Annotated in this window: 24 protein-coding genes and 1 pseudogene; 7 read left to right on the top strand and 18 right to left on the bottom strand. The window is 66.9% G+C overall.

What is annotated here, in order from left to right:
- Positions 1-72: 72 nt before the first annotated feature.
- The 6 genes from K3U93_RS08690 to K3U93_RS08665 all read right to left on the bottom strand — a co-directional run bounded on the left by K3U93_RS08690 (position 73) and on the right by K3U93_RS08665 (position 5,853).
- Positions 73-1,122 (bottom strand): restriction endonuclease subunit S, encoded by a 1,050-nt coding sequence (locus K3U93_RS08690; protein ID WP_083010034.1) that lies wholly within the window; start codon positions 1,120-1,122, stop codon positions 73-75.
- Positions 1,119-2,519 (bottom strand): class I SAM-dependent DNA methyltransferase, encoded by a 1,401-nt coding sequence (locus K3U93_RS08685; protein ID WP_083010033.1) that lies wholly within the window; start codon positions 2,517-2,519, stop codon positions 1,119-1,121. Before K3U93_RS08685 ends, K3U93_RS08690 begins: the two co-directional genes overlap by 4 nt.
- A complete protein-coding gene (locus K3U93_RS08680; protein WP_083010067.1) occupies positions 2,519-3,748 on the bottom strand; it encodes a winged helix-turn-helix domain-containing protein in 1,230 nt (409 codons plus the stop codon). Before K3U93_RS08680 ends, K3U93_RS08685 begins: the two co-directional genes overlap by 1 nt.
- Positions 3,749-3,799: 51 nt before the next feature.
- Positions 3,800-4,477: a DivIVA domain-containing protein gene (locus tag K3U93_RS08675; RefSeq protein WP_083010032.1), complete on the bottom strand. Its 678-nt coding sequence runs from the start codon at positions 4,475-4,477 to the stop codon at positions 3,800-3,802.
- Positions 4,478-4,570: 93 nt separating this feature from the next.
- On the bottom strand, positions 4,571-5,056 hold the full coding sequence (locus K3U93_RS08670) for a dihydrofolate reductase (protein WP_071509076.1): 486 nt from the start codon (positions 5,054-5,056) through the stop codon (positions 4,571-4,573).
- Positions 5,053-5,853 (bottom strand): thymidylate synthase, encoded by an 801-nt coding sequence (locus K3U93_RS08665; protein ID WP_071509077.1) that lies wholly within the window; start codon positions 5,851-5,853, stop codon positions 5,053-5,055. Before K3U93_RS08665 ends, K3U93_RS08670 begins: the two co-directional genes overlap by 4 nt.
- Positions 5,854-6,007: 154 nt before the next feature.
- Here K3U93_RS08665 and K3U93_RS08660 point away from each other — a divergent pair, with 154 nt between their 5' ends.
- A complete protein-coding gene (locus K3U93_RS08660; RefSeq protein ID WP_071509078.1) occupies positions 6,008-6,748 on the top strand; it encodes a dienelactone hydrolase family protein in 741 nt (246 codons plus the stop codon).
- 67 nt (positions 6,749-6,815) lie between these two features.
- Here the strand turns inward: K3U93_RS08660 and K3U93_RS08655 are convergent, their stop codons facing one another.
- Genes K3U93_RS08655 through K3U93_RS08645 form a run of 3 tightly spaced genes read right to left on the bottom strand, consistent with a single transcriptional unit; the run spans position 6,816 to position 9,840 of the window.
- Positions 6,816-7,904, bottom strand: coding sequence for an acyl-CoA dehydrogenase family protein (locus K3U93_RS08655; RefSeq protein WP_083010031.1), 1,089 nt, complete (start codon positions 7,902-7,904; stop codon positions 6,816-6,818).
- Positions 7,901-9,079 (bottom strand): acyl-CoA dehydrogenase family protein, encoded by a 1,179-nt coding sequence (locus K3U93_RS08650; protein WP_083010030.1) that lies wholly within the window; start codon positions 9,077-9,079, stop codon positions 7,901-7,903. The genes K3U93_RS08655 and K3U93_RS08650 overlap by 4 nt, the downstream gene beginning before the upstream one ends.
- Entirely contained in the window at positions 9,076-9,840 is a 765-nt protein-coding gene (locus tag K3U93_RS08645) for an SDR family oxidoreductase (protein ID WP_083010029.1), read from the bottom strand. Before K3U93_RS08645 ends, K3U93_RS08650 begins: the two co-directional genes overlap by 4 nt.
- Positions 9,841-9,985: 145 nt before the next feature.
- On the opposite strand from K3U93_RS08645, the gene K3U93_RS08640 reads away from it, so the two are divergent.
- Complete coding sequence (locus K3U93_RS08640) at positions 9,986-10,315, top strand: PE-PGRS family protein (RefSeq protein ID WP_083010028.1); 330 nt, start codon at positions 9,986-9,988, stop codon at positions 10,313-10,315.
- 297 nt (positions 10,316-10,612) lie between these two features.
- On the opposite strand, the gene K3U93_RS08635 is transcribed toward K3U93_RS08640, so the two are convergent.
- Positions 10,613-11,749, bottom strand: a complete 1,137-nt coding sequence (locus tag K3U93_RS08635; protein ID WP_139796832.1) for a hypothetical protein — start codon at positions 11,747-11,749, stop codon at positions 10,613-10,615.
- A gap of 615 nt (positions 11,750-12,364) precedes the next feature.
- Positions 12,365-12,766 carry a nitroreductase family deazaflavin-dependent oxidoreductase gene (locus tag K3U93_RS08630; RefSeq protein ID WP_071509084.1) on the bottom strand — a complete coding sequence of 134 codons (402 nt, stop codon included), beginning with the start codon at positions 12,764-12,766 and terminating at the stop codon, positions 12,365-12,367.
- 220 nt (positions 12,767-12,986) lie between these two features.
- On the opposite strand from K3U93_RS08630, the gene K3U93_RS08625 reads away from it, so the two are divergent.
- Positions 12,987-13,739: a thioesterase family protein gene (locus K3U93_RS08625; RefSeq protein WP_420915409.1), complete on the top strand. Its 753-nt coding sequence runs from the start codon at positions 12,987-12,989 to the stop codon at positions 13,737-13,739.
- Positions 13,740-13,907: 168 nt separating this feature from the next.
- Here K3U93_RS08625 and K3U93_RS08620 read toward each other — a convergent pair whose 3' ends face one another.
- The gene (locus K3U93_RS08620) at positions 13,908-14,531 is read right to left on the bottom strand and encodes an NADPH-dependent F420 reductase (RefSeq protein WP_083010025.1); all 624 of its coding nucleotides are present in this window, start codon (positions 14,529-14,531) and stop codon (positions 13,908-13,910) included.
- Between the two features lie 97 nt (positions 14,532-14,628).
- On the opposite strand from K3U93_RS08620, the gene K3U93_RS08615 reads away from it, so the two are divergent.
- Positions 14,629-15,111, top strand: coding sequence for a MarR family winged helix-turn-helix transcriptional regulator (locus tag K3U93_RS08615; RefSeq protein WP_083010024.1), 483 nt, complete (start codon positions 14,629-14,631; stop codon positions 15,109-15,111).
- A 78-nt stretch (positions 15,112-15,189) separates the two neighbouring features.
- Here the strand turns inward: K3U93_RS08615 and K3U93_RS08610 are convergent, their stop codons facing one another.
- From K3U93_RS08610 to K3U93_RS08595, 4 genes are all read right to left on the bottom strand, one after another.
- Positions 15,190-15,645, bottom strand: a complete 456-nt coding sequence (locus K3U93_RS08610; RefSeq protein ID WP_071509088.1) for a flavodoxin family protein — start codon at positions 15,643-15,645, stop codon at positions 15,190-15,192.
- Positions 15,638-16,108 (bottom strand): hypothetical protein, encoded by a 471-nt coding sequence (locus tag K3U93_RS08605; protein ID WP_071509089.1) that lies wholly within the window; start codon positions 16,106-16,108, stop codon positions 15,638-15,640. Before K3U93_RS08605 ends, K3U93_RS08610 begins: the two co-directional genes overlap by 8 nt.
- The gene (gene dapB, locus K3U93_RS08600; protein ID WP_083010023.1) at positions 16,105-16,839 is read right to left on the bottom strand and encodes a 4-hydroxy-tetrahydrodipicolinate reductase; all 735 of its coding nucleotides are present in this window, start codon (positions 16,837-16,839) and stop codon (positions 16,105-16,107) included. The genes K3U93_RS08605 and dapB overlap by 4 nt, the downstream gene beginning before the upstream one ends.
- A gap of 100 nt (positions 16,840-16,939) precedes the next feature.
- Positions 16,940-17,176, bottom strand: coding sequence for a UPF0158 family protein (locus K3U93_RS08595; RefSeq protein ID WP_139796830.1), 237 nt, complete (start codon positions 17,174-17,176; stop codon positions 16,940-16,942).
- Between the two features lie 280 nt (positions 17,177-17,456).
- Here K3U93_RS08595 and K3U93_RS08590 point away from each other — a divergent pair, with 280 nt between their 5' ends.
- From K3U93_RS08590 to K3U93_RS08580, 3 genes and pseudogenes are all read left to right on the top strand, one after another.
- Positions 17,457-17,768: a hypothetical protein gene (locus tag K3U93_RS08590; RefSeq protein ID WP_083010021.1), complete on the top strand. Its 312-nt coding sequence runs from the start codon at positions 17,457-17,459 to the stop codon at positions 17,766-17,768.
- Positions 17,765-18,100 (top strand): hypothetical protein, encoded by a 336-nt coding sequence (locus K3U93_RS08585; protein ID WP_071510195.1) that lies wholly within the window; start codon positions 17,765-17,767, stop codon positions 18,098-18,100. Before K3U93_RS08590 ends, K3U93_RS08585 begins: the two co-directional genes overlap by 4 nt.
- Positions 18,101-18,190: 90 nt before the next feature.
- Positions 18,191-18,505, top strand: a pseudogene (locus K3U93_RS08580) (DUF222 domain-containing protein); the annotation flags it as partial.
- 7 nt (positions 18,506-18,512) lie between these two features.
- Here K3U93_RS08580 and K3U93_RS08575 read toward each other — a convergent pair.
- The gene (locus K3U93_RS08575; RefSeq protein WP_071510197.1) at positions 18,513-19,601 is read right to left on the bottom strand and encodes an NAD(P)H-dependent amine dehydrogenase family protein; all 1,089 of its coding nucleotides are present in this window, start codon (positions 19,599-19,601) and stop codon (positions 18,513-18,515) included.
- A gap of 6 nt (positions 19,602-19,607) precedes the next feature.
- Entirely contained in the window at positions 19,608-20,630 is a 1,023-nt protein-coding gene (locus tag K3U93_RS08570) for an aromatic ring-hydroxylating dioxygenase subunit alpha (protein WP_071510198.1), read from the bottom strand.
- Between the last annotated feature and the right edge of the window lie 11 nt (positions 20,631-20,641).

Raw genomic sequence — 20,641 nt, 5'->3', positions numbered from 1 at the left:
GACGGCGCGCGGCGTGCCATCAGACGAGTTCGGCCCGGCGGGCCAGTCCCGGGGCCCACATAGAGCGCCGCGCTATATACGAACCTTGCCCGAGATCAGCGGCGGGATCAGGGCGTCGCGGAGGGCGGACAAACGCGCGGATTCGGCGCGTCGCGCGTGGCACAGGGCGCCCAGGCCGGTGATTTCCTGCGAGGCCGCGGGGGTCAACCGCCGGACGTCGCGGACCCGGACCTCGAGTAGGTCACGCGGTTGGATCCGCTGATGACTCCCCGAGGTCCCGCCGGCCCGCTGCTGCAGCGTTTCCAGGACGTCACGTTGGCGCAGCGCCGACCATAGTGCCGACGTGTCGACGCCGGCCGGCCTCAGCACGACGAATTCCGTGCTGGCCAACGCCATTTGGGACGGCAGGGTGGCCACGTTCCAGATGCGCGGGATTCGGGGATTCAGCTTCGCGAACAAGACGCACGGCTCCGACAGGTGGAATTTGCCGCTCTTCACCGAGCCACCGGCGACGAGCCGGGGTCGTGTGCCGTCGTCGAACGCCGGAAGGCTGAAGTGGGCGACGACGTCGTCGAATTCGTCGGGGTGCGCACATGCCGTCGACCGGCTCGCCAGGCTGGACAGTGGCGCGTCATCGGAGACCGACTCGACGACGACGATCATCAGGGCCTCGGCGGCCTCGATCACGCGTTCGTTGGCGGCTATTTTGTCGTCGAGGGCCCCGAGCAACTCGGCAATCCGCCGGCGTTCACCGGCCGCGACGGTCCAGACGGGAACGTCGCGGAGAATTCGCTGATTGAGCAGCGGCTGTCCCGATCCGGCATGGTGATCGCCCAGTCCACAGGTGTGCAGCGCGTAGTACCAATACCGCGTCTCGTGCGGGTCCTTGGCCCGGCACACCAGCGCGTTGTCGGTGACCCAGACATCGGACTCGCTGTACCGCACGCTGCCGCAATGCGATCCGACGCGCCCGACGACGATCAGCGGTCCGCTCGCGTTGTGTTGTGCGGCATAGCCGATCGGCCCGTTGGCGCCGTAGACGCGAAAGCGCCCGTCCGACACTCGTCCGGGCAAGCCGCTGCCGTTGCGGAAGTCCAGATGGTCACCGAGTTTGACCTTCACCGCAGGCGCCCCACCTGGTCGCGCACAACCTTTTCCAATCGCGCGGATTCGTCGAGGGCCGCGAGCAGGTCGTCGGTCAGCCGCGCGATCTTCGCCCCGGCCGGCTCCCCGTCGTCCTCGCCGTCGGGCGCACCCACGTACCGCCCCGGCGTGAGCGTGTAGCCCGCCGCCGCGATGTCGTCCAGCGACGCGGATTTGCAGAACCCCGGAATATCCTGGTAAGCAAGGCCTTTCGCGACGGCAGAGTCCGATGCGCACCACGCGTGGTAGGTGTCGCCGATGCGGACGACGTCCTCGTTCGTCAGCGCGCGCTCGGCGCGGGTGACCAGGTGACCGAGCCGGCGGGCGTCGATGAACAACACCTGGCCCGACCGGCCGGCCTTGTCGGTGGCGAAGAACCACAGGCACACCGGAATTCCGGTGCTGCGAAACAGCTGTCCGGGCAGGGCGACCATGCACGACACCAGGTCCGCCTCGACGATCCGCGCGCGAATATCGCCCTCTCCGCCCGTATTCGACGACATCGAGCCGTTGGCCATCACCACGCCGGCCTTGCCGCCCGGTGCCAGCTTGGACAGGATGTGCTGGATCCAGGCGTAGTTCGCGTTGGTGGCGGGCGGAACGCCGAAGCGCCAGCGCGGGTCTCGTTCGTCGCGGGCCCAATCCCTAATGTTGAACGGAGGATTGGCCATCACGTAGTCCATCTGGATGCCGGCGTGGCGGTCGTTGGCGAACGTGTCGCCCCGGGCGAGACCCGCGTTGTCGATGCCGTGGATCGCGAGGTTCATCTTCGCCATCCGCCAGGTCTGCTCGACGCTCTCCTGCCCGTAGATCGTGACTTCGGCGGGATCGCCGTCGCGCTCGGCGACGAATTGTTCGGTCCGCACGAACATTCCGCCCGATCCGCAGCACGGGTCGTACACCCGCCCGCTCGACGGTTCGAGGACCTCGACGATCACCCGCACGACGCTGGGCGGGGTGAAGAATTCGCCGCCCCGCCGTCCCTCCGCGCGGGCGAAATTGCCCAGGAAGTACTCGTATACCTCGCCCATCAGGTCCCGCGCGCGGTGGCCACCCTCGCCGAGTCGCGCGTTGTCGAGCAGCTCGATGAGCTCGCCGAGCCGGCGCTGGTCAAGACTTCCGTAGAGTCGTGGCAACGTTCCGGCCAGCGCGGGGTTGGCCGCCATCACGGCATCCGTCGCGTCGTCGATCAGCCGACCGATGTCGTCGGCTTTGGCATTGTCCGCCAACGACTTCCAGTGCTTCTCGGAGGCGTATTTGAGGAACACCAAACCGAGGACGACGTCCTTGTACTGGCCGGCCGACAGCGAGCCGCGCAGCTTGTTCGCCGCCTTCCAGAGCGTGGCCTTGAGCTCTTTCGTCGTCGACGGCGTCATCAGCCGGCCCGCTTGACGGCCGCGCGGAGCTCGGCGGCCAGATCGCCCCGGCTCGACACGGTGACATCGCCTAGCCCCAGCCACGACGCCATCGACTCCAGTTCGCCGGAAAGCGCCGCGGCAACGCGCGCTTTCGGCTGGTCCGGCTCCCCGAAGGCGCCCACAACGCGCAACGTGTTGGTGGCCCGGTCGGCCTTGAGGTCGACCCGCGCGACCAACTGGCCGTCCAGCAGCAGCGGCCACACGTAGTAGCCGTACTGGCGTTTGGCCGCCGGGGTGTAGATCTCGATGCGGTAGTGGAAATCGAACAGCCGCTCGACCCGGGGCCGGAAGAAGATCAACGGGTCAAACGGACACAGCAGCGCGGTGCCGCGATCCCGGCGTGGCACCGCCCGGCCGGCCCGCAGATACGCCGGCGCGGGCCAGCCGTCGACGTCGACCCGCTCGACCTCCCCGGCGGCCAGCAGGTCGGCGATGGCGGGCTTGACCTGCTGGGCCGACAGCCGGAAGTAGTCGCGGATGTCGGCCTCGGTGCCCACACCCAGCGCGGTGGCGGCCCGCAGCGTGAGCTCGCGGACGGCCTCGTCGTCGTCGACCTCGCGGGCCAGCACGCTCGGCGGCAACACCCGCTCCACCAGGTCGTAGTGCCGGGCGAAGCCCACCCGGGTGGCGGTGGTGAGCACACCGGAGGCGAACAGCGCCTCGGCGACCCACTTGGTGTCGCTGCGGCTGCCCCACCAGCTTCCCCTCGGCCCACGCGGCTCGGCGGCCAGATGCGCCTCGATCTGCCCGGCGGTGCTGGGCCCGAGTTCGGCGACGGCGGCGACGATCTTGTCGGCAAGCTCCGGGTTGGCCCTGACGATGTGGGTGCCCCAGCGGCCGTGGGTGTACTGGCGCATCCGCCAGCGCAGCAGCGGCCAGTCGTCGACGGCCATCAGCGCGGCCTCGTGCGCCCAGTATTCGACCAGCAGCCGCGGTGCGCGAGCGGTGTGGTCCCAGGCGGCGCGGTCCAGCACGTCGCGGTCGTACGGGCCGAGCCGGCTGAACACCGGCGCGTAGTGGGCGCGCACCGCCACGGATACCGAATCCAGTTGCAGCACTTGGATTCTCGAGATCAGCCGCTTGAGATGCGAACGGGTGATCGGCCCGGCCGGTTTGGGCTCGTTAAACCCTTGGGCCGCAACGGCTATCCGCCGCGCTTGCGCGGCGGTCAACCTGGGGGTCCGAATGGACACGGCGCAGAGAATACCGGGTCGCGCCCCCGCCCTCAGCGGCGACGCTTATCCCGTACCAACTTTCTCCTCCGACGGGCTCTTCTGTCCTTGGTATGCCGATTCGAGGGCGGCCGGAACCGCTTCCAGGTCGCGGTATACGGTCATCAGCTGCTCCAAGACCTTGATTCGGTGCCGATTCGCCTCGTCGACCGCCCGCTCGGCGCGTTCACGGTCATGATCGGCCTTCTGCCTTGCTTCGGCGAGGAGTTGCTCACGCGCCCGGTCGGCGTCTTCGCGCATCCTGGCCAGCTCGGCCTCGAGCTTTTCCTTGGTTTCCCGATATTCGGCTTCCAGCGCTTTTCGCTGCGCCTCCATGTCCGCCAACTGCTCTTGGTGCTTTCGCCGCTCGGCCTCGATCTCGGCCTCGGCGGCGGCGATCAGCGCCTCCGCCTCCGCGCGCGCCTCGGCCTGCATCTCGGAAACCTCGTCGACCGCGCGCCGCAACATCTTCGCCATCCGCTGCTGCATCGCGTGGGGCGAGGGTGAGGTATCGGTGAGGACGGCGACCTCCTTCCGCAACGCGGCCGCCTCATCACCGGATTCCTTTAGCCGGGCCCTTAGGCTTTCTACGTCGTCGACCAACAACTGCTGCTTGGCGGTCAGCATCTCGATATGGGCATCGACCGCGGCGGGATCGTAGCCCCTGAACATGCGAGTGAAGGTCTTTGCGGGTTCGGTGATCACTGCCAATTTTCCCCTCCTGGAAACGCCGATAGACCCCGATTACCGAGTATGTCAGGTTTCATGGCGCCGGCGCGGAGACGAGCGCACGCGCTCCTACGGCCGACGGTAGCTGTGAAACCGGTACCGCAGCCCCGAGCGGCTCACCTGCCACTCCCCCGTCTCACCCAGCCACGTCTCGTCGAGCACCGGGGCCAGCGCGTCGTCGTCGTCGCGCGGCAAATCGATGTCTACCTCGGTGACCTCGCAGCGGGTCGCGTACGGCAGCGCGAGCACGTAGATCTGCGCGCCGCCGATCACCCACATCTCGCGCTCGGTCAGGGCCCCCTCGAGCGAATCGACCACCTCTGCCCCATCGGCCAGGTAGTCAGTCTGCCGGGACAGCACGATATTTCGGCGGCCCGGCAGCGGCCGAACGCCGGCCGGCAACGACTCCCAGGTCCGCCGGCCCATGACCACCGTGTGGCCCATGGTCAACTGTTTGAACCGGGCCAGGTCCTCAGGCACCCGCCACGGGATGTCGCCGCCGCGGCCGATGACGCCGGACGTCGACTGAGCCCAGACCAGGCCCATGCGCGTCATACAGCGACGGGGGCTTTGATCGCCGGGTGCGGATCGTAGTTCTTCACCACGACGTCGTCGTAGGTGTAGTCGAAGATCGAATCCCTGTGGGCCAGGGCTAGTTCCGGGTACGGTCGGGGCTCGCGTGCGAGCTGCAGGCGCACCTGTTCGACGTGGTTGTCGTAGATGTGGCAGTCCCCGCCGGTCCAGACGAACTCGCCGACGCCCAGTCCGGCCTGGGCGGCAATCATGTGGGTGAGTAGCGCGTAGCTGGCGATGTTGAACGGGACGCCGAGGAACAGGTCGGCGCTGCGCTGGTAGAGCTGGCAGCTCAGCCGCCCGTCGGCCACGTAGAACTGGAAGAATGCGTGGCACGGCGGCAGCGCCATCCGCGGGATGTCGCCGACGTTCCATGCCGACACGATGATGCGTCGGGAGTTCGGGTCGGTGCGCAGCAGCTCCAGCGCGGCGCTGATCTGGTCGACGTGCTCGCCCGACGGGGTGGGCCAGGACCGCCACTGCACACCGTAGACTGGACCGAGATCGCCGGTGTCGCTTGCCCATTCGTCCCAGATGGTGACGCCGTGTTCGTGCAGCCAGGCGACGTTGGAGTCGCCGCGCAGGAACCACAGCAGCTCGTAGACCACCGACTTGAAATGCACCTTCTTGGTGGTGAGCAGCGGGAAGCCGGCCGACAGGTCGTAGCGCATCTGCTGGCCGAACAGGCTGCGGGTGCCGGTGCCGGTGCGGTCCGACTTGGCCGCACCCGTCTCGAGCACCAGGCGCAGCAGGTCCTCGTAGGGCGTCGCGATCGGCACGCGGCCAGCTTAGCGGCGATCGCAAGCGCGGCGAAGCCGGGCGCCGCGGGTCGCCGCCAAAAATCTAGCGTGCGATCGCAAGCACGGCGAAGCCGGGCGCGGCGGGTCGCCGCCAAAAAATCTAGCGGCGATCGCCAGGAGTACAACGGAGGCCATGCCGACAATCACCGACACCGTCACCACTCCCGACGGCTCCTGCCCCGTCCGCCTATTCACCCCCGAGGGATCCGGCCCCTGGCCCGGCGTGATCATGTACCCCGACGCCGGCGGGGTGCGCGACACCTTCGAGCAAATGGCCGCCAAGCTGGCCGGATTCGGCTACGCCGTGCTGCTCCCCGACGTGTACTACCGCAGCGGCGACTGGGCCCCGTTCGACATGGCCACCGCGTTCACCGACGCGTCCGAGCGCAATCGGCTGTTTTCCATGATCGGCAGCATCACCCCGGACAGGATGGCCAGCGACGCCGCCGCCTTCTTCGACTATCTGGCCCCGCGCCCCGAGGTGGCCGGGGAGCGATTCGGCGTGTGCGGCTACTGCATGGGCGGGCGGACGTCGGTGGTGGTGGCGGGCCGTCTTCCGGACCGCGTCGCGGCCGTGGCGTCCTTTCACGGCGGCGGCCTGGTGACCGACACCGCGGACAGTCCGCACCTGCTGGCCGATCGGATGAGCGCGACGGTCTACATCGGCGGCGCCGAGAACGACGCGTCGTTCACGCCCGATCACGCCGAAGCGCTCGAGAAGGCGCTGACGACGGCCGGCGTGCGGCACACCATCGAGTGGTACTCGGCGGCGCATGGGTTCGCGGTCCCGGACAACGCGCCCTACGACGAGGCCGCGGCCGAGCGGCACTGGGCGGCGATGGTGGACACCTTCGGCTCGGCGCTCGCGCTTTAGTGGTGCCGAACAGACACAGAATCGCACGATTTCGCGCGGCGCTATGCGAGTCTGCGTCTGCTCGCCGTCAGGAAACCGGCAGGTCGACCAGCTCGGCCAGCCGCGCCCGGTGGCGGTAGGCGGTGCCGAGGGCCAGCTGGTCGCTCTTGGCCCGCTTGAGGTACAGGTGCGCGGGATATTCCCAGGTCATGCCGATGCCGCCGTGCAGCTGTATGCACTCCTCGGCGGCGTGCACGGCGACGCCGCCGCAGTAGGCCTGCGCGATGGCCGCGGCGATGCCCGCGTCGTCGCCCCGGGCGCACGTGTCGGCGGCATAGCGGGCCGCGGCCGCCGCCGCGCCGACCTCAAACCACAGGTCCGCCAGCCGGTGCTTGATCGCCTGATACGAGCCGATCGCGCGGCCAAACTGCTTGCGCTGCTTGACATAGGCCAGCGTGGTGTCGAAACACCACCGCGCCACACCGAGCTGCTCGGAGGCCAGCAGCGCCGCGCCCGCCTCAAGCGCCTCGGCCACGGCCGCATCCGCCGGGCCGACCCGCGACGAGACCGCCCCCGAAAACCGCACGGTCGCAAGGGGTCTCGTCATGTCCAGGGCGAGCACCGGCGTCACCTCGACACCGGCCGCCGTTCGCGAGACCGTGTGCAGCTCAAGCCCGTCCGGGCCCGCGACCGGCACCACCAGCACGTCGGCTTCGCCTGCGCCCGCGACGCTGGTGACCACGCCGGTCAGGCCGTCGGCGCCGGCGCTGACCCCCGCGATCGGATCGCCCGGCGCGGTGGACAGCGGCACCACCAGCGCCGCGGTCACCGCCCCTTGGGCCAGCGCCGGCACGGTTTCGGTGTCGCCGGCACGCAGTAGCGCGACCGTGGCCAGCACCGCGCTGGACAAGAACGGCATTGGCGCGACGGACCGGCCGATCTCCTCCATGACGACCGCGGCCTCGCGGGCACCCGCGCCGGCGCCGCCGAGCGACTCGGGCACCAGCAGCCCGGCCACCCCGAGCTCGGCGGCCAGGGTCCGCCAGACATCCGAAAAGTCTTGTGGCACCGCATCGTAGGCTCGCACCACCGATTCCGGCGGGCAGCGCTCGGCGAACAGGTGGCGAACGCTGTCGCGCAGCGCCTCTTCGGTGTCGGAGTACAGCAGGTCGCTCACCGGTTCAGGTCCTTCCAGGGCACGTCCTTGTCGACACGGTGTTCGCCCGGCAGGCCGAGGATCCGCTCGGAGATGGTGTTGCGCAAGATCTCCGAGGTGCCGCCCTCGATCGAGTTGCCGCGCGCCCGCAGGTAGCGGTATCCCGGCTCACGCCCGATCAGGTCGACGACTTCGGTCCTGCGCATGGTCCAATCGTCGTAGTGCAGCCCGGATTCGGCATACAGCTCCAGCTCGAAGCCCGAAATGGCTTGCGCCAGCGAGGCGAAGGCGATCTTCATGCCGGCGCCCTCGGGCCCGGGCTGACCCGCCACGGCCTGTTGCCGCAGCCGCTCACCGGCGAGCCGCAGGACCTCCGCGTCGACCCACAGCCGCATGAGCTCGTCGTGCATCGCGGGGTTGCGCAGACCCGGCTCGCCGCGCCAGGCGTCGGTGACCTTGCCGATGATCCCGCCCTCCCGCGGAACGCCGGGGCGAGAGCCGATCGCGACCCGCTCGTTGTTGAGCGTGGTGGTCGCGACGCGCCAGCCACCGCCCACCGGGCCGAGCCGGTTCGCGTCGGGCACCCGCACGTCGGTGAGGAACACCTCGTTGAACTCCGCCTCGCCGGTGATCTGCCGCAGTGGGCGGACGTCGACGCCGGGCTGCGTCATGTCGCACAGAAAGTACGTCAGCCCAGCGTGTTTGGGCACCGTCGGGTCGGTGCGGGCGACCAGGATGGCCATCTGCGCGTGCTGGGCCATCGACGTCCACACCTTCTGGCCGTTGACAATCCAGTCGTCGCCGTCGCGGACCGCCCGGGTGGCCACCCCGGCCAGGTCCGATCCCGCACCCGGCTCGCTGAACAGCTGGCAGTAGACGTGCTCACCGGTGAACAATGGGCGCAGGAACTTTCGCTTCTGCTCGTCGGTCCCGAACGCCGTGATCGTCGGCGCCGCCATGCCCATCCCGATGAAGTTCTTGACGGTGCCGCCCACCGGCGCGCCCGCGGCGGCCAGCCGGGTGTCGACGCGCTCCTGGGCCTTCCGCGGCAGGCCCAGCCCGCCGAAGCCCTGCGGCAGGTACACCCAGGCCAGGCCCGAGTCGTATTGCGCGCCAAGGAAATCCCGCGGGTCGGTGGTCGCCGGGTCGTGCTCGTCCAGCAGCGCCCGCACCCGCGCGTCCAGGTCGGGGCTCATTGCCGAAATCCCTGCGCGGGGCCGAGCAGCAGGCCGCCGTCGATGACCATCGTCTCGCCGGTGATCCAGCTCGCCGCGTCGGACACCAGGAAGACGACCGCGTTCGCCACATCGATGGGCTCACCGATGCGTCCGAGCGCGATCGATGACGCCAGCGGATCCTCGTGGTCCTTCCACAGCGCCTCGGCCAATCTGGTGCGCACCACCCCCGGGGCGATGGCGTTGACCCGGATGCCCGGTGAAAGTTCCAGCGCCAGTTGCTTGGTGACGTGGATCAGCGCGGCCTTGGTGGCGTTGTACAAACCCATGGCCGGCGATTGGTGCAGGCCGCCGAGGGAGGCGTTGTTGACGATCGCGCCGCCGTGCTCGCCCATCCACGACTTGACGACGAGTGACGTCCACAGCAGTGGGGCCCACAGGTTGACGTCGAAAATCTTGGCGAAGCGGGCGTGGTCCTGATCGATCAGCGGACCGTACGCCGGATTGGTTCCCGCGTTGTTGACCAGGATGTCGATGCCGCCGAAGCGCTCCAGCGTGAGGTCCACGCAGCGCCGCGCAGCGTCCTCGTCGACCGCGTGCGCGCCGACGCCGAGAGCCTTCTCACCGACCTGTGCCGCGGCCGCCTCCGCCGCTTCCTGTTTGCGGGCGGTGAGCACCACGTTGGCGCCGGCTGCGGCCAGCTGCTGCGAGATTGCCAGCCCGATCCCGCGCGAGGCGCCGGTGATGATCGCGGTGCGGCCGGTCAGATCCAGTGCGGTCATTGGCATGCCTTCTGTTGTGTTGGTGGCCGGACCATGCTGACGGAGGGGCAGCGGAGGACATCGGTGGCACCCGGAATTTTGTTCACGATGTTTTGTACACGTGTGTGCGTGGTATGCGAGTCGCATGTTAGCGAAATTGACCCTCATGAAACCATTGGTGGTGGCTGGCGCTGTTGCTGCGGCGATTGCCGCCGCACCGACGGCCGGAGCTGACGTTTTCGCGGCTGGGCCAGCGGCGACGGGCCCCTCGCCCACGCATGTGATCTTCAAGGACGACCCGGGCGGCAGCGGTTGCGACAACAACGGCAACTGCGGCTCCGGAGGCCAGAACAACGGGCGCGGCGGCGGCCCAGGCGGTCAGGGCTGCGTCCCGGGCGTCGGCTGCGGCTCGGGTGGCCAGTTCGCCGGTCCCGGCGGCGTGCCGGGCGGCCAGGGCTGTCTACCGGGCGTCGGTTGCGGCTCCGGCCACGGATAACATTTCGGCCCTCAGCCTCCCGGAGGCCTGGTGACCCAGGCCCGGGAGTCTGTGGGTTGAATTGCGGGGCGCGGCAGCATCGGCCCGCGATGGCGATTGCACCCATGGCCCTGTGCGTCCGCCACGATCCGGTTAGCTCCACGACGCACAAGAACGAAGAAGTCTGATCGCCGAAAGCCTTTCGGCGAGAACCACTTTCATGCCAAAGAAGCTATACCAATAACGATGGCCCCCTTCGCGCGTAAGGGGGCCATCGCCGTTGGCGGTCACCGGCTCGCATCGGCGACCACCATGGACTCAGAGCAACTTGAGCAGGTTGGAGATCAACAACCCGATATTGCTTGCCAACAAGCCACCAAAGTTGCTCAACATCGACGGCAAATTCGACAGCACCGACGGGATGCTTTGCAGCAGGGATGTCAATCCACCACTAACGCTGGTGACAATAGGAGTCAGAGACGGCCAGCCGTTGGTCAGCTGGTTCACAAAGCCCTGGAACGCGGTTTGCAGAGCTGCGAACCCGACGTTGCCGTTGGCGGTGATATTAGCCGCGCCGGGAGCGACCATTGCTTTCGCGATGGCCTTGGGCAAACTTACGAAGAGCTGGTTAACGAAGCCCGAATACTGAGTACTGAGCAGGCCTGCGTCAGCCGGACCAAAGCCGTTGAGGAAAGCGTTCACTGTTGCGCCAGGAACATTGAGGAGGTTAGTCACCGCGCCCAACGGATCCCCGGCACCCCACGAGTTGACAACCGCCTGCAGACTTGTCCCGAACCCTTGCTCGACTGCAGCAGGTAGGCTGAGGAGGCCGTAGCGACCGAAATTCGCCACACCAGTGGTGAGTAGCTTGGTGAGGAACGCCGCGAAATTTGTTGCGACATAGCCGGGAATTTTCAAGATTCCCTCGAGTGGGTCCCCGATCATTATGAACGGAGTCTCGAACAGTTGGTACACCTGGTCGATCGCGCCCGCGACGTTACTCGAAGCGAGATCGCCGAGCATCGTTTGGATAGTCGGCCCGAAATAGCCCGGGGCGGTGCCGGTGAAGTACGTGACAGCGCCCTGCGCGGCGCTTTGGTATGCCCCAACATAGAGGTCTGCGTAGGAGACCCCGTTTGCGGCGACTTGCTGTAAGAGCGGGAAAGGCAGCTTGCTGAAGGTGTTGTAGATCGTCTGCAGGTTGGTGCCCGCCGTCTGGAAGGTGTTGACCCATGTCGCGATGGGGAGAGGTAGTGCGGCGGGGTTGAGGAAGTCGGTGAGCGCGGCCGCAGGTACCGCGGCCGCGGCTGATCCGCGTGCGAGGGAGGCGAGTTCGCTTTCCACGCCGGCGAGCAGGTCGACCACGCTGTCAGCGGCGCCGGTGAGCTGAATGTTTGACACGCTCACCTGACGCAGTTGTTGGGCTAGGTGCGGGTCGGGCAGGTGCTGGGCCATGGGGGCTGCCGCGATGACAGCCGCGCTGGCCAGGGCGACTCCAGCGGTGATGTGGGGGCGGGCTGCGAGGTCCACGACCATCTCCTTTGATCGGTTGTCCAAATCGGATGGTCAGAAAGTAGCTGAGAACAACCCGAGTTTCGGGCGAGTTGAGGCAAACCAGGTCAAGTTCAGCCCGTAAACATCGAATCTCGCAAACTTTAAAAAATGATGGAACCAATGTTCATAAGGATTTTGAATAGCCTAGAGTTACCCCCCCCCCCGAATTTTAGTTCAAACCGCAACTACCCGACGACGGCCCTTGACATATGTTTGCCATCCCTAATGCGGTACCACCGGCAAACGCCCCTACACAAACCCACAGACCCGTCGCCAGGCTCACGCACGCAAGAAAGCGTGGCGTCGTCCGGAGTTCACCAACAAGTCGACGACAAGCACCCCCCAAACAACCGCCGAAAACCGAGGCCACGTTGCTAACGAAAACCCAACTGCCGGTGTGTAAATCGACAGGGTCCGATCAAGCCGTCGGTATCGCAAGGTATCCTCCGTTGTCCGGAATAGGTTGTGGCGACAGCAATTTCGATCACCGGACGCCTGCGTCCCGACACACCCCGCTCAGGCCAGCGAGAATTTGACGTAGCTGTCGACGTTGGCCGCGTGCAGGATCCACCGCCACCGCGCCGGGAGCTGCGGTTCGGCGGTGGCCGCGTCGACGACCTGCGGCTGCGCGACGCTGTAGGTCCGCCCCTTGGCCGTGATTGTCGCGGACCCGGCGGCAAGCACGTTGCGTAGCCAGTCGACGCCGGAGCCGTACGGCAGCGGCACCACAATTCCGTCGGACACCTTGAGCGCGACCACCGGGGTGGAGTATTGCTTGCCCGAACTGCGACCGGTGTGCCGGATCACCGCCGCATACCAGTGACGGCGGCCTGCTAGGGCCATCATGGCCGGGTTGGTCACGTGCTTGTTGAAGCGGCGGACCGAGTCTCGAACGCGCGGATCCTTGTAAGTGGGCATGGATAGCGAGTCTGCTCCGCCACCAGGCGCCCGGCCAGGGACCTTAGTCCAGTGTCGCAGGGACTTGAGCCAACGAAAGGCCACACGCAGCGACCGCCCTTGCCGGCTCGCCCGGCCCCACCACCGGTGTCCTATCGTGATAGCGGTGACGATCGACGACTTCGGCAGCACGTCCGAGGCGTTCTTCACTGCCGACGGCGACTCGTATCTGCCGGGCGCGATGACGCGAGGGCCCTGGGGCGCCGCAATGGGTGGCCAGATCGTCGGGGGCCTGCTGGCTTTCGGGATCGAGCGATCGGGTATCGATCCCGACTTTCAGCCCGCCCGCATTACCGTTGACCTGTTGCGTCCCGTTTTGCTCGAACCGGTGCAGATTCAGATTTCGGTGCAGCGAGAAGGCCGGCGCATCAAGCTCATCGATAGCACGCTGGTGCAGAACGAAAAGGCCGTCGCGCGGGCCAGCGCGCTGTTCCTGCGACGAGGCGAACATCCCGACGGACAGGTATGGTCCGCCCCGGTGCAGATGCCGCCGCTCCCCACCGGCTCCGACGAGTTCCCCACGGACATACCGTTTTTCATCTGGGGCTACGGCACCGACTCCCGGGGAAGTCGCGGCATGACCGAGTGGGAACAGTCACACTCCCAGAAGTTCGCGTGGACGCGGCTGTTTCGCCCGATGGTGCAGGGCCATCCGCTCACACCGTTCACTCGCCTGGCATTCGTCGGTGATATCACCAGCTCGCTCACGCATTGGGGCACTGGCGGATTGCGCTACATCAACGCCGACTACACCGTCACCGCGAGCCGGCTGCCGGACGGTGAATACCTCGGGCTGGCAGCCCACAGCCACTACGGCACGGCGGGCGTCGCCACCGGCGCCGCAACACTGTTCGACCGGCACGGGCCGCTAGGCACCAGCTCGGCGCTGGCCCTTGCCCAACCCGCCGAGGCATTCAAGCCGGCTTATCTGTAGGCGGTATCCCATCAACTGAGCGGCGGCCTTGCCCCAAGCTCCCAGCACGCCTCCAGGTCGCTCTTGCTCGGTTTATTGCGAAACCAAGCTTCATCCTCTCGGGGTAGACCATTGCCGGGCGCAAGGCGGCCCCCGCTCGTTCATGGCTTGGACCGGGGGCGGTGCGGCTCAGGCGGGGACGGCGGCGCCGAGGGCGAAGTCGAAGTTCCCCACCCCGTGGCGGGCGAGGCCCATCATGACCAGGCCCGTTCCTTCGAGCCAGTGCGCCATGTTCAGGCTGCCGACGTCGAGCGGGCGCAGTTTGAGGCTCGCGATGAACTCCGCCAGGTCCACCTTGGCGCGCGCGTCGTCGCCGGCGATGAAGACGTCGAGCGGGCGGCCCTGAGCCAGGACGACACCGAAGATGGTGTTGAAGGCCTTCACCACGCTGGCGCTGGCCGGGGCGGCCTTGGCAACTTGCTGTGCGATCGAGGTGCCATCGGGGATGGCCATCCCGTCGGCTGCGGCATTGAAGGGGTTGCTGATGTCGACGATGACCTTGCCCGCGAGGGCCTCTCCGTACTGGGCGACGACCGGAACGACGTTGGCGTACAACAGGGAAACGATGACGATGTCCCCGGCCGGGACGGCGCCGAACTCTCCCGTCGTGGTGCCGCCGCCGAGGTCCTTGGCGAGGTCAGCGGCCTTGGACCGATCGCGGCCGATGACCTCGACGGCGTTTCCGCCCGCTATCGCCAGCGCGCCGATGACGCGGGCCATGTTCCCGGTGCCGATGATGCTGATGCTGCTCATGAGGTGTCCCGTCTTAAACTAACGATCGAAAAGGTTGATGTGTCCACCTTAATCAGAGTTTGTTGATGAGTCAACCAATCGGATAACATCGAGGCTAATGGAACCGAACTGGCTGAACCCTCGTGAAGACCGCGCCTGGCGGGCCTTCCAGCACGCGCATCATCAGCTCGACGTGCACCTGAACCGGGGCCTGCAGGAATCGGGCCTATCGGGGGCCGACTACGAGATCCTCGCGGTGCTCTCGGGTCACGACGCGGACCGCATGCCCGCCCGCGACCTGTGCAACACGCTGGGCTGGGAGAAGAGCCGCGTCTCCCACCAGGTGCGGCGCATGCAGAAGGACGGGCTGATCTGCCGCGAGCCCAACCCCGACGATGCCCGCAGCACCATGGTCTGCCTGCTACCGGCGGGCCGCGTCGCCATCGAGAAGGCGGCGCCCGGGCACGTGGAGGACGTCCGCCGGAACTTCATCGACCTGCTCACCCCGGCTGAGCTCGAGATGCTCGCCGCCCTCAACGAACGAGTCCTGCGCCACCTGGCCAAAGACGACGACTCTCCCGCCGAAGACGAGCCCTCATAGCCTTCGTCAGCCGTGAGCATGGCCTGTGGCGCCCGGATGCTGATCGTGGCCGCGCAGACCACCAGATGGCCGAGCGATTCACTCCATCAGCTGGGCGGCGACCGTCGCGCCAAGGTTCCAGCAAGCCTCAAGGTCGGCTTTGGCGGGCTTGCCAGATACGACCACGTACTCCGCCGCCTTCACCCAGCCAAGTCCGGCGGTGATCCCGTCGACTGCGCGCTCTGCTCCCTCAGTGCCTTCGTTGCCGTGGAGCCACAGCCCATACGGTCGGCCCCGGGTGGAGTCGAGGATCTGGTAGTACGACTGGTCGAACGCCAGCTTGAGCGCACCGCTGATATACCCGAGGTTCGCCGGAGTGCCCAATAGGTAACCGTCGGCCTCAAGCATCTCGACCGGGGACACCGTGAGAGCCGGTCGCCGGACAACCTCAACACCCTCGATCTCAGGGTCGGTCGCCCCGGCCACCACCGCCTCAAACAGCTCCTGGCAGTGGGGGCTTGGCGTGTGATGCACGATCAGCAGCGTCTTAGCCATCTGCGCCCCCGCAGTGCCGGCACAGTTCCACGGCCGTCTTCATGGCCTCCCGCGCGCGCCGGCGATCACCCGCGTAGTCGTAGGCTCGGGCCAGCCGGTACCAGCGTCGCCAGTCGTCGGGTTGGGCTTCCACCTCGGTACGCACGGCGACGAACAGCGCGTCGGCGGCGTCCCGCTCGATGCGGCCCGACGGCCGTCGCGGAAGCGCGCTGGTGTCGAGTTCCATTCCGTCGTCGGCGATCAGGCGTGCCAGCCTCTGGTGAGCGAATCCGGCCCGTAGGGTCGCGATCATCGCCCACAGCCCGATGATGGGCATGATCAACAGCGCCAGCCCCAGGCCGACGGCGGCGGCCCGGCCCGAGGCGATCATCGCGATAGCCAGGCGGCCCAGCAGCACGAAGTACGCCAGCATCGCCACGCACATGAACGCGATGAGCAATTGGATGCGCAGGGTGCCGTTCATCGCAGGTCGAGCAGGGGCTCCAGACCCACCGTGAGGCCGGGGCGTTCCTTGATGCGGCGCACGGCCAACAACACGCCCGGCACGAACGACGTGCGGTCAAGGCTGTCGTGGCGGATGGTCAGCGTCTCGCCCTCGGTGCCGAACAGGATCTCCTGGTGGGCGACCAGTCCGGCCAACCGCACCGAATGCACCGGGATGCCGTCGACGTCGGCGCCGCGGGCGCCGGGCAGGCTGGTGCTGGTGGCATCGGGGTTGGGCGGCAAGTCTTTTCGCGCCTCGGCGATCAGCTTCGCGGTGCGGGCCGCGGTGCCCGACGGGGCGTCGGCCTTGTGCGGGTGATGCAGCTCGATGACCTCGGCCGAGTCGAAGAAGGGCGCGGCCTGCTTGGCGAAGTGCATCGACAGCACCGCGCCGATGGCGAAGTTCGGCGCGATCAGCACGCTTGTGTTCGTGCCTGCCAGCCACGACCCCACCTTGTCGAGGCGCTCTTCGGTGAAGCCGGTGGTGCCGACCACGGCGTGAATCCCGTTGTCTATGAGGAACTTTAAGTTGTCCATCACCACGTCGGGGTGGGTGAAGTCGATGACCACTTCGGTGTCGCCCTCGGTCAGCAGGCCCAGCGGATCACCGGCGTCCACCTTCGCGGACAGCGTCAGGTCCTCGGCGGCCTGCACCGCCGCTACCATCGTCGACCCCACCTTGCCCTTGGCTCCCAGCACGCCTACCCGCATTCGTGAAGCCTACTGCGGCCCCTCTTTTGCGCGAGCGTGCGTGTTTGTACGCCGACACGCCGCTGGTGGTGGCATTTTGCGCACGCTCGGCCGGGTCGGTTCAGGACTTGACGGAGCCGGCCGGTCGATAGCCCGCCTCCGCGAGCCAGGCCCGGGCGCGGCCACGCTGGCGCTCGCCGGAGAACTGGTAGTAGCGCTCCAGCTCGTCGGGCCAGCGCGAGAGGACGTCTTTGAACCGGCGCCTGCACCGCGTTTGCGTCCCACTCACCCATGCCCGCAACCGTAACGAGGAATCCGTAGCCGGCGGGATGCCGGTTGTCCACAGTTCGGCGTTCATCCACAGGGGCCCCATATCCCGTGGCCGATGTCGGCGGCCGACAATAGAATTTCGGGCATGGTTCGATCCCGCAGAGCCGGCAGGTAGTAGGGCTGCCGCGGCAACTCCGGCCCCCTCACCAGCGAAGAGAAGGCTAATCGTCGCAATGTAACGATGAGAGACGGGAACGAATAGCACGCGGAATGGCCTCTGACCAGCACATTTGCAGCGGCCGTATTGTTTTTGCAAATCCTACGGGCCGGTGGGTCTCTAAGAGCTGCCGTTACATCTACAGTTGACGGTGACAGAACTGCAGGTTTTGCGAGAGGTGAGTGCTTCGATGGCTGCAGTGATCAGCTACGAGTCGGAGTCCGAGATCGTGGAGTCCGACGCGGACTCGCGGTTGCACCTGACCGCCAGGGAACCGCATCAAAAATACGTGCGCATTGTTGAGGAAAACGGCACGATTCGCTTGGTGCCGTTAGACCAATTGCACGAGTCAGAACGAGCGATTCTTCTCAACCCGCAGCTATACGCCGACACCAGAGCGGGCCTACAGGAGTTCAGCAGAGGCGAACGGGTATCTAGCGACTGGCTACTCAGCGACGAGTGAACGAAAACGAGGCCGAGACCGTATGGCTGAGCCCGTCCGTGGATGCCTGGTTGCATCGCGCCCGTGACACTCGGCGGCTGAAGGATAAGTTCAAGAAGGCGCAGCGGGCCATCCGCATTATGCGCCAGGCCGGGCCGTCATACCCGTCTTTCTGCACCCATCAGATGGAGCACTTACCGGGCCCCGGCGGGGCCACGATCTGGAACTCGTATGTGGAAAACAAGACGCCGCAGGCTTGGCGCATGTACTGGGTGCGTTGCGACGACGGCTCGATACAGATCGTCTCTATCGGCCCTCACGATCACTATCCGGGCGAACAGCCGGATCCCTAGTCGAGATCCTCGTTGTCGGGGTCGAGGCCGCGTTGCCCCCGGCCGCAGGGATTGATCGCGCCGCAGGTGTGCAATTTCTGACCTTCGGCCAACGCCTTAGTCCGCGGTCAGTTAGGCGATCCGAAATTGGGCCAGCACAACGGATTGCCGGTGACCGTCATCGTGTCGACCACGCAGGAGCTGACCTCGGGCGCGGGCCGAGCGGTGACGGGCGGCAAGACCGACATCAACAACCTCGCCTTGACCTGCATACCCAACCACAAGCTGGCCGAACAAGGCTGGAAGACAAGGAAACTCCCCAACGGCCGCACCGAGTGGATACCGCCGCCGCACCTCGACCGCGGCGCGCGCACCAATGACTATCACCACCCGGAACGGCTCTTCGACGACGATGAAGCGCCTTGACCCGCGCCTACTTTTTGAACCGCCCGGCGAAGCCGCGCAGCGGCAGGTCGGCGCTGGTGATGAGTCCCGGGGGCGCCACCACCACCGACGTGATCGCGTTGAGGGCGGGCAGACCGGTCACGGTCATGCCGATCGAGGCGAAATTGTCGGGATTCGACAGGTCCACGCCGGGCTTGGGGAAGATCATGTGCTTGTTGTAGACGCACGGGTCGCCCTTGATCTGGGTGATGTAGCAGCCCTTGATGTTCCAGCTCGGGTCGGTGTGCGGCGTCATCTGCCACTCCAGGTGCGTCTCGACGCGCGGAACGCCGTCGACCATGCCCTGATACTTGATGTAGTTGCCGCCCAGCGAGCCTTTGGGCAGCGTGTACCAGCCCAGGTCGACGTCTTTGGTGCAGGCGCCCAGCTCGTAGCTGAACGTGACCTCGTCGAGGGGCAGGTCGAAGCAGTCGGCCATCATCAGCACGCTGTCGGCGAAGACGCGGGTGTACTTCTCCAGCTTCGATGGGACCTCCGGGTCGTCGACCGGCTGGCCGTAGCCCACCTCGATCCAGGTGTCGCGCGAGTGGTGGCACGACACGTCGACCGACTCGATGGTGGTGACGTTCTCGATCTCGGCGACATCGGCCGAGCACACCACGCCGAGGATCTGGTTCAGCCCCGGGTTCATTCCGGTGCCGTAGAAGGTCGCGCCGCCCTTCTCGCAGGCCTCAGCCAGCAGCCGGGTCACCGGCTTGCCCGACGGGTGCGGGTGGTTCTTGTCGCGGTGCCAGCCGGTGATCCAGTCGGCGGTGGTGACGATATTGATGCCCGCCTCAAGCACTTTGGCGTAGAGGTCCTCGTCGGGAAACACGCCGTGAAACGTCAGCACGTCCGGACGGGCCGCGATGATCTCCTCGACGGTGCCGGTCGCGGTCACCCCGTTGGGAGCCAGACCGGCGAGCTCGCCGGCGTCGCGGCCGATCTTTTCCGGCGAATAGCAGTGCACGCCAACGAGTTCCAGGTCGGGCCGCGTGGCGATCCGCTTGATCATCTCCTTGCCGACATTTCCGGTCGCGACCTGGAAGACGCGGACGGGTCGAGCGGGTGCATTCATTGCGGGTCAGCCTTTCTGCGATGCGTACACCTCGGCGGCGCTGCCACCGATGCCGTCGGGATAGAACTGCTTGGCCCACGTGCGAATCGCGGTGAAGCCCTCATACTCGGAAGTGGCCAGCGCGGGTGGGTCCGAATAGCGCTGGTGTCGCCAGATTTCGATGTCCTGCTCGAACTGTCGGATCACTTCCCGCCCGAATTCGGCCGCCTTGGTCGCCGCGCGGGCCGGATCCTTGCCCGGCCTCCGCCCGATGTAGACCATGAACCGGACGTCGGAGGTGGACTCGTCGACCGGTGTGATCGCCGAGATGGTGCGGTTGTCGACCATGCCCCAGCTCTTGGTCACCGCGATCCCCAGGCCGCCGTTGATGGCCTGCACGCCGCTGTTGACGTCCTCGATCCGCTGGCCGTCGTCGCCCTCGAACGTGATGGTGAAGTCGACGAAGGACACCGGCTCGGCGAAGTCGTGGCGGGTGAACACCGGCACGATCGGGGTGTTGTGCACGTACTTGAAATGCGCGAAGTCCACGCCGTTTTCGAGCACGTACTGCGGGTGCAGTTCCAGGCCCGCGCGGAACAATCGCTGCTGCGGGTAGTAGCCGTCGGCGCCGCTGCCGTCGGCAAATGCGGCGAACACGTCCGGTGCGTCGAAGAACGGCTCGCGCCGCTGCGCGTCGTGCCAGACGTAGACCGACTCGTTGCGCTCCACCACGGGGTAGGTGCGAATGCGCCGGCCGCGGTTGGGCCGATCCTGATACGGGATGCAGACGTTGCGGCCCTGCTGGCTCCACTGCCAGCCGTGGAACGGACACTGCAGCACCTCGCCGACGACCTTGCCGCCGTAACCCAGGTGCGCGCCGAGGTGTTCGCAGTAGGCGTTCATCACGGTGAGCCCGCCGGACTCGGCCCGCCAGGCGACCATCTCCTCGCCGAAGTAGGTCATCGTGTGGACGTCGCCGACGCCGATCTCGTCGGACCAGGCGACCTGGAACCATCCGGTCGGTTTCATCGACAACGGCGGCTTAGCCATCGAGCCCTGCC

Origin of the sequence: Mycobacterium malmoense, assembly GCF_019645855.1 — a bacterium.
GTDB classification, from domain to species: domain Bacteria; phylum Actinomycetota; class Actinomycetes; order Mycobacteriales; family Mycobacteriaceae; genus Mycobacterium; species Mycobacterium malmoense.
This window is presented reverse-complemented; position numbering and strand designations above follow the sequence as displayed.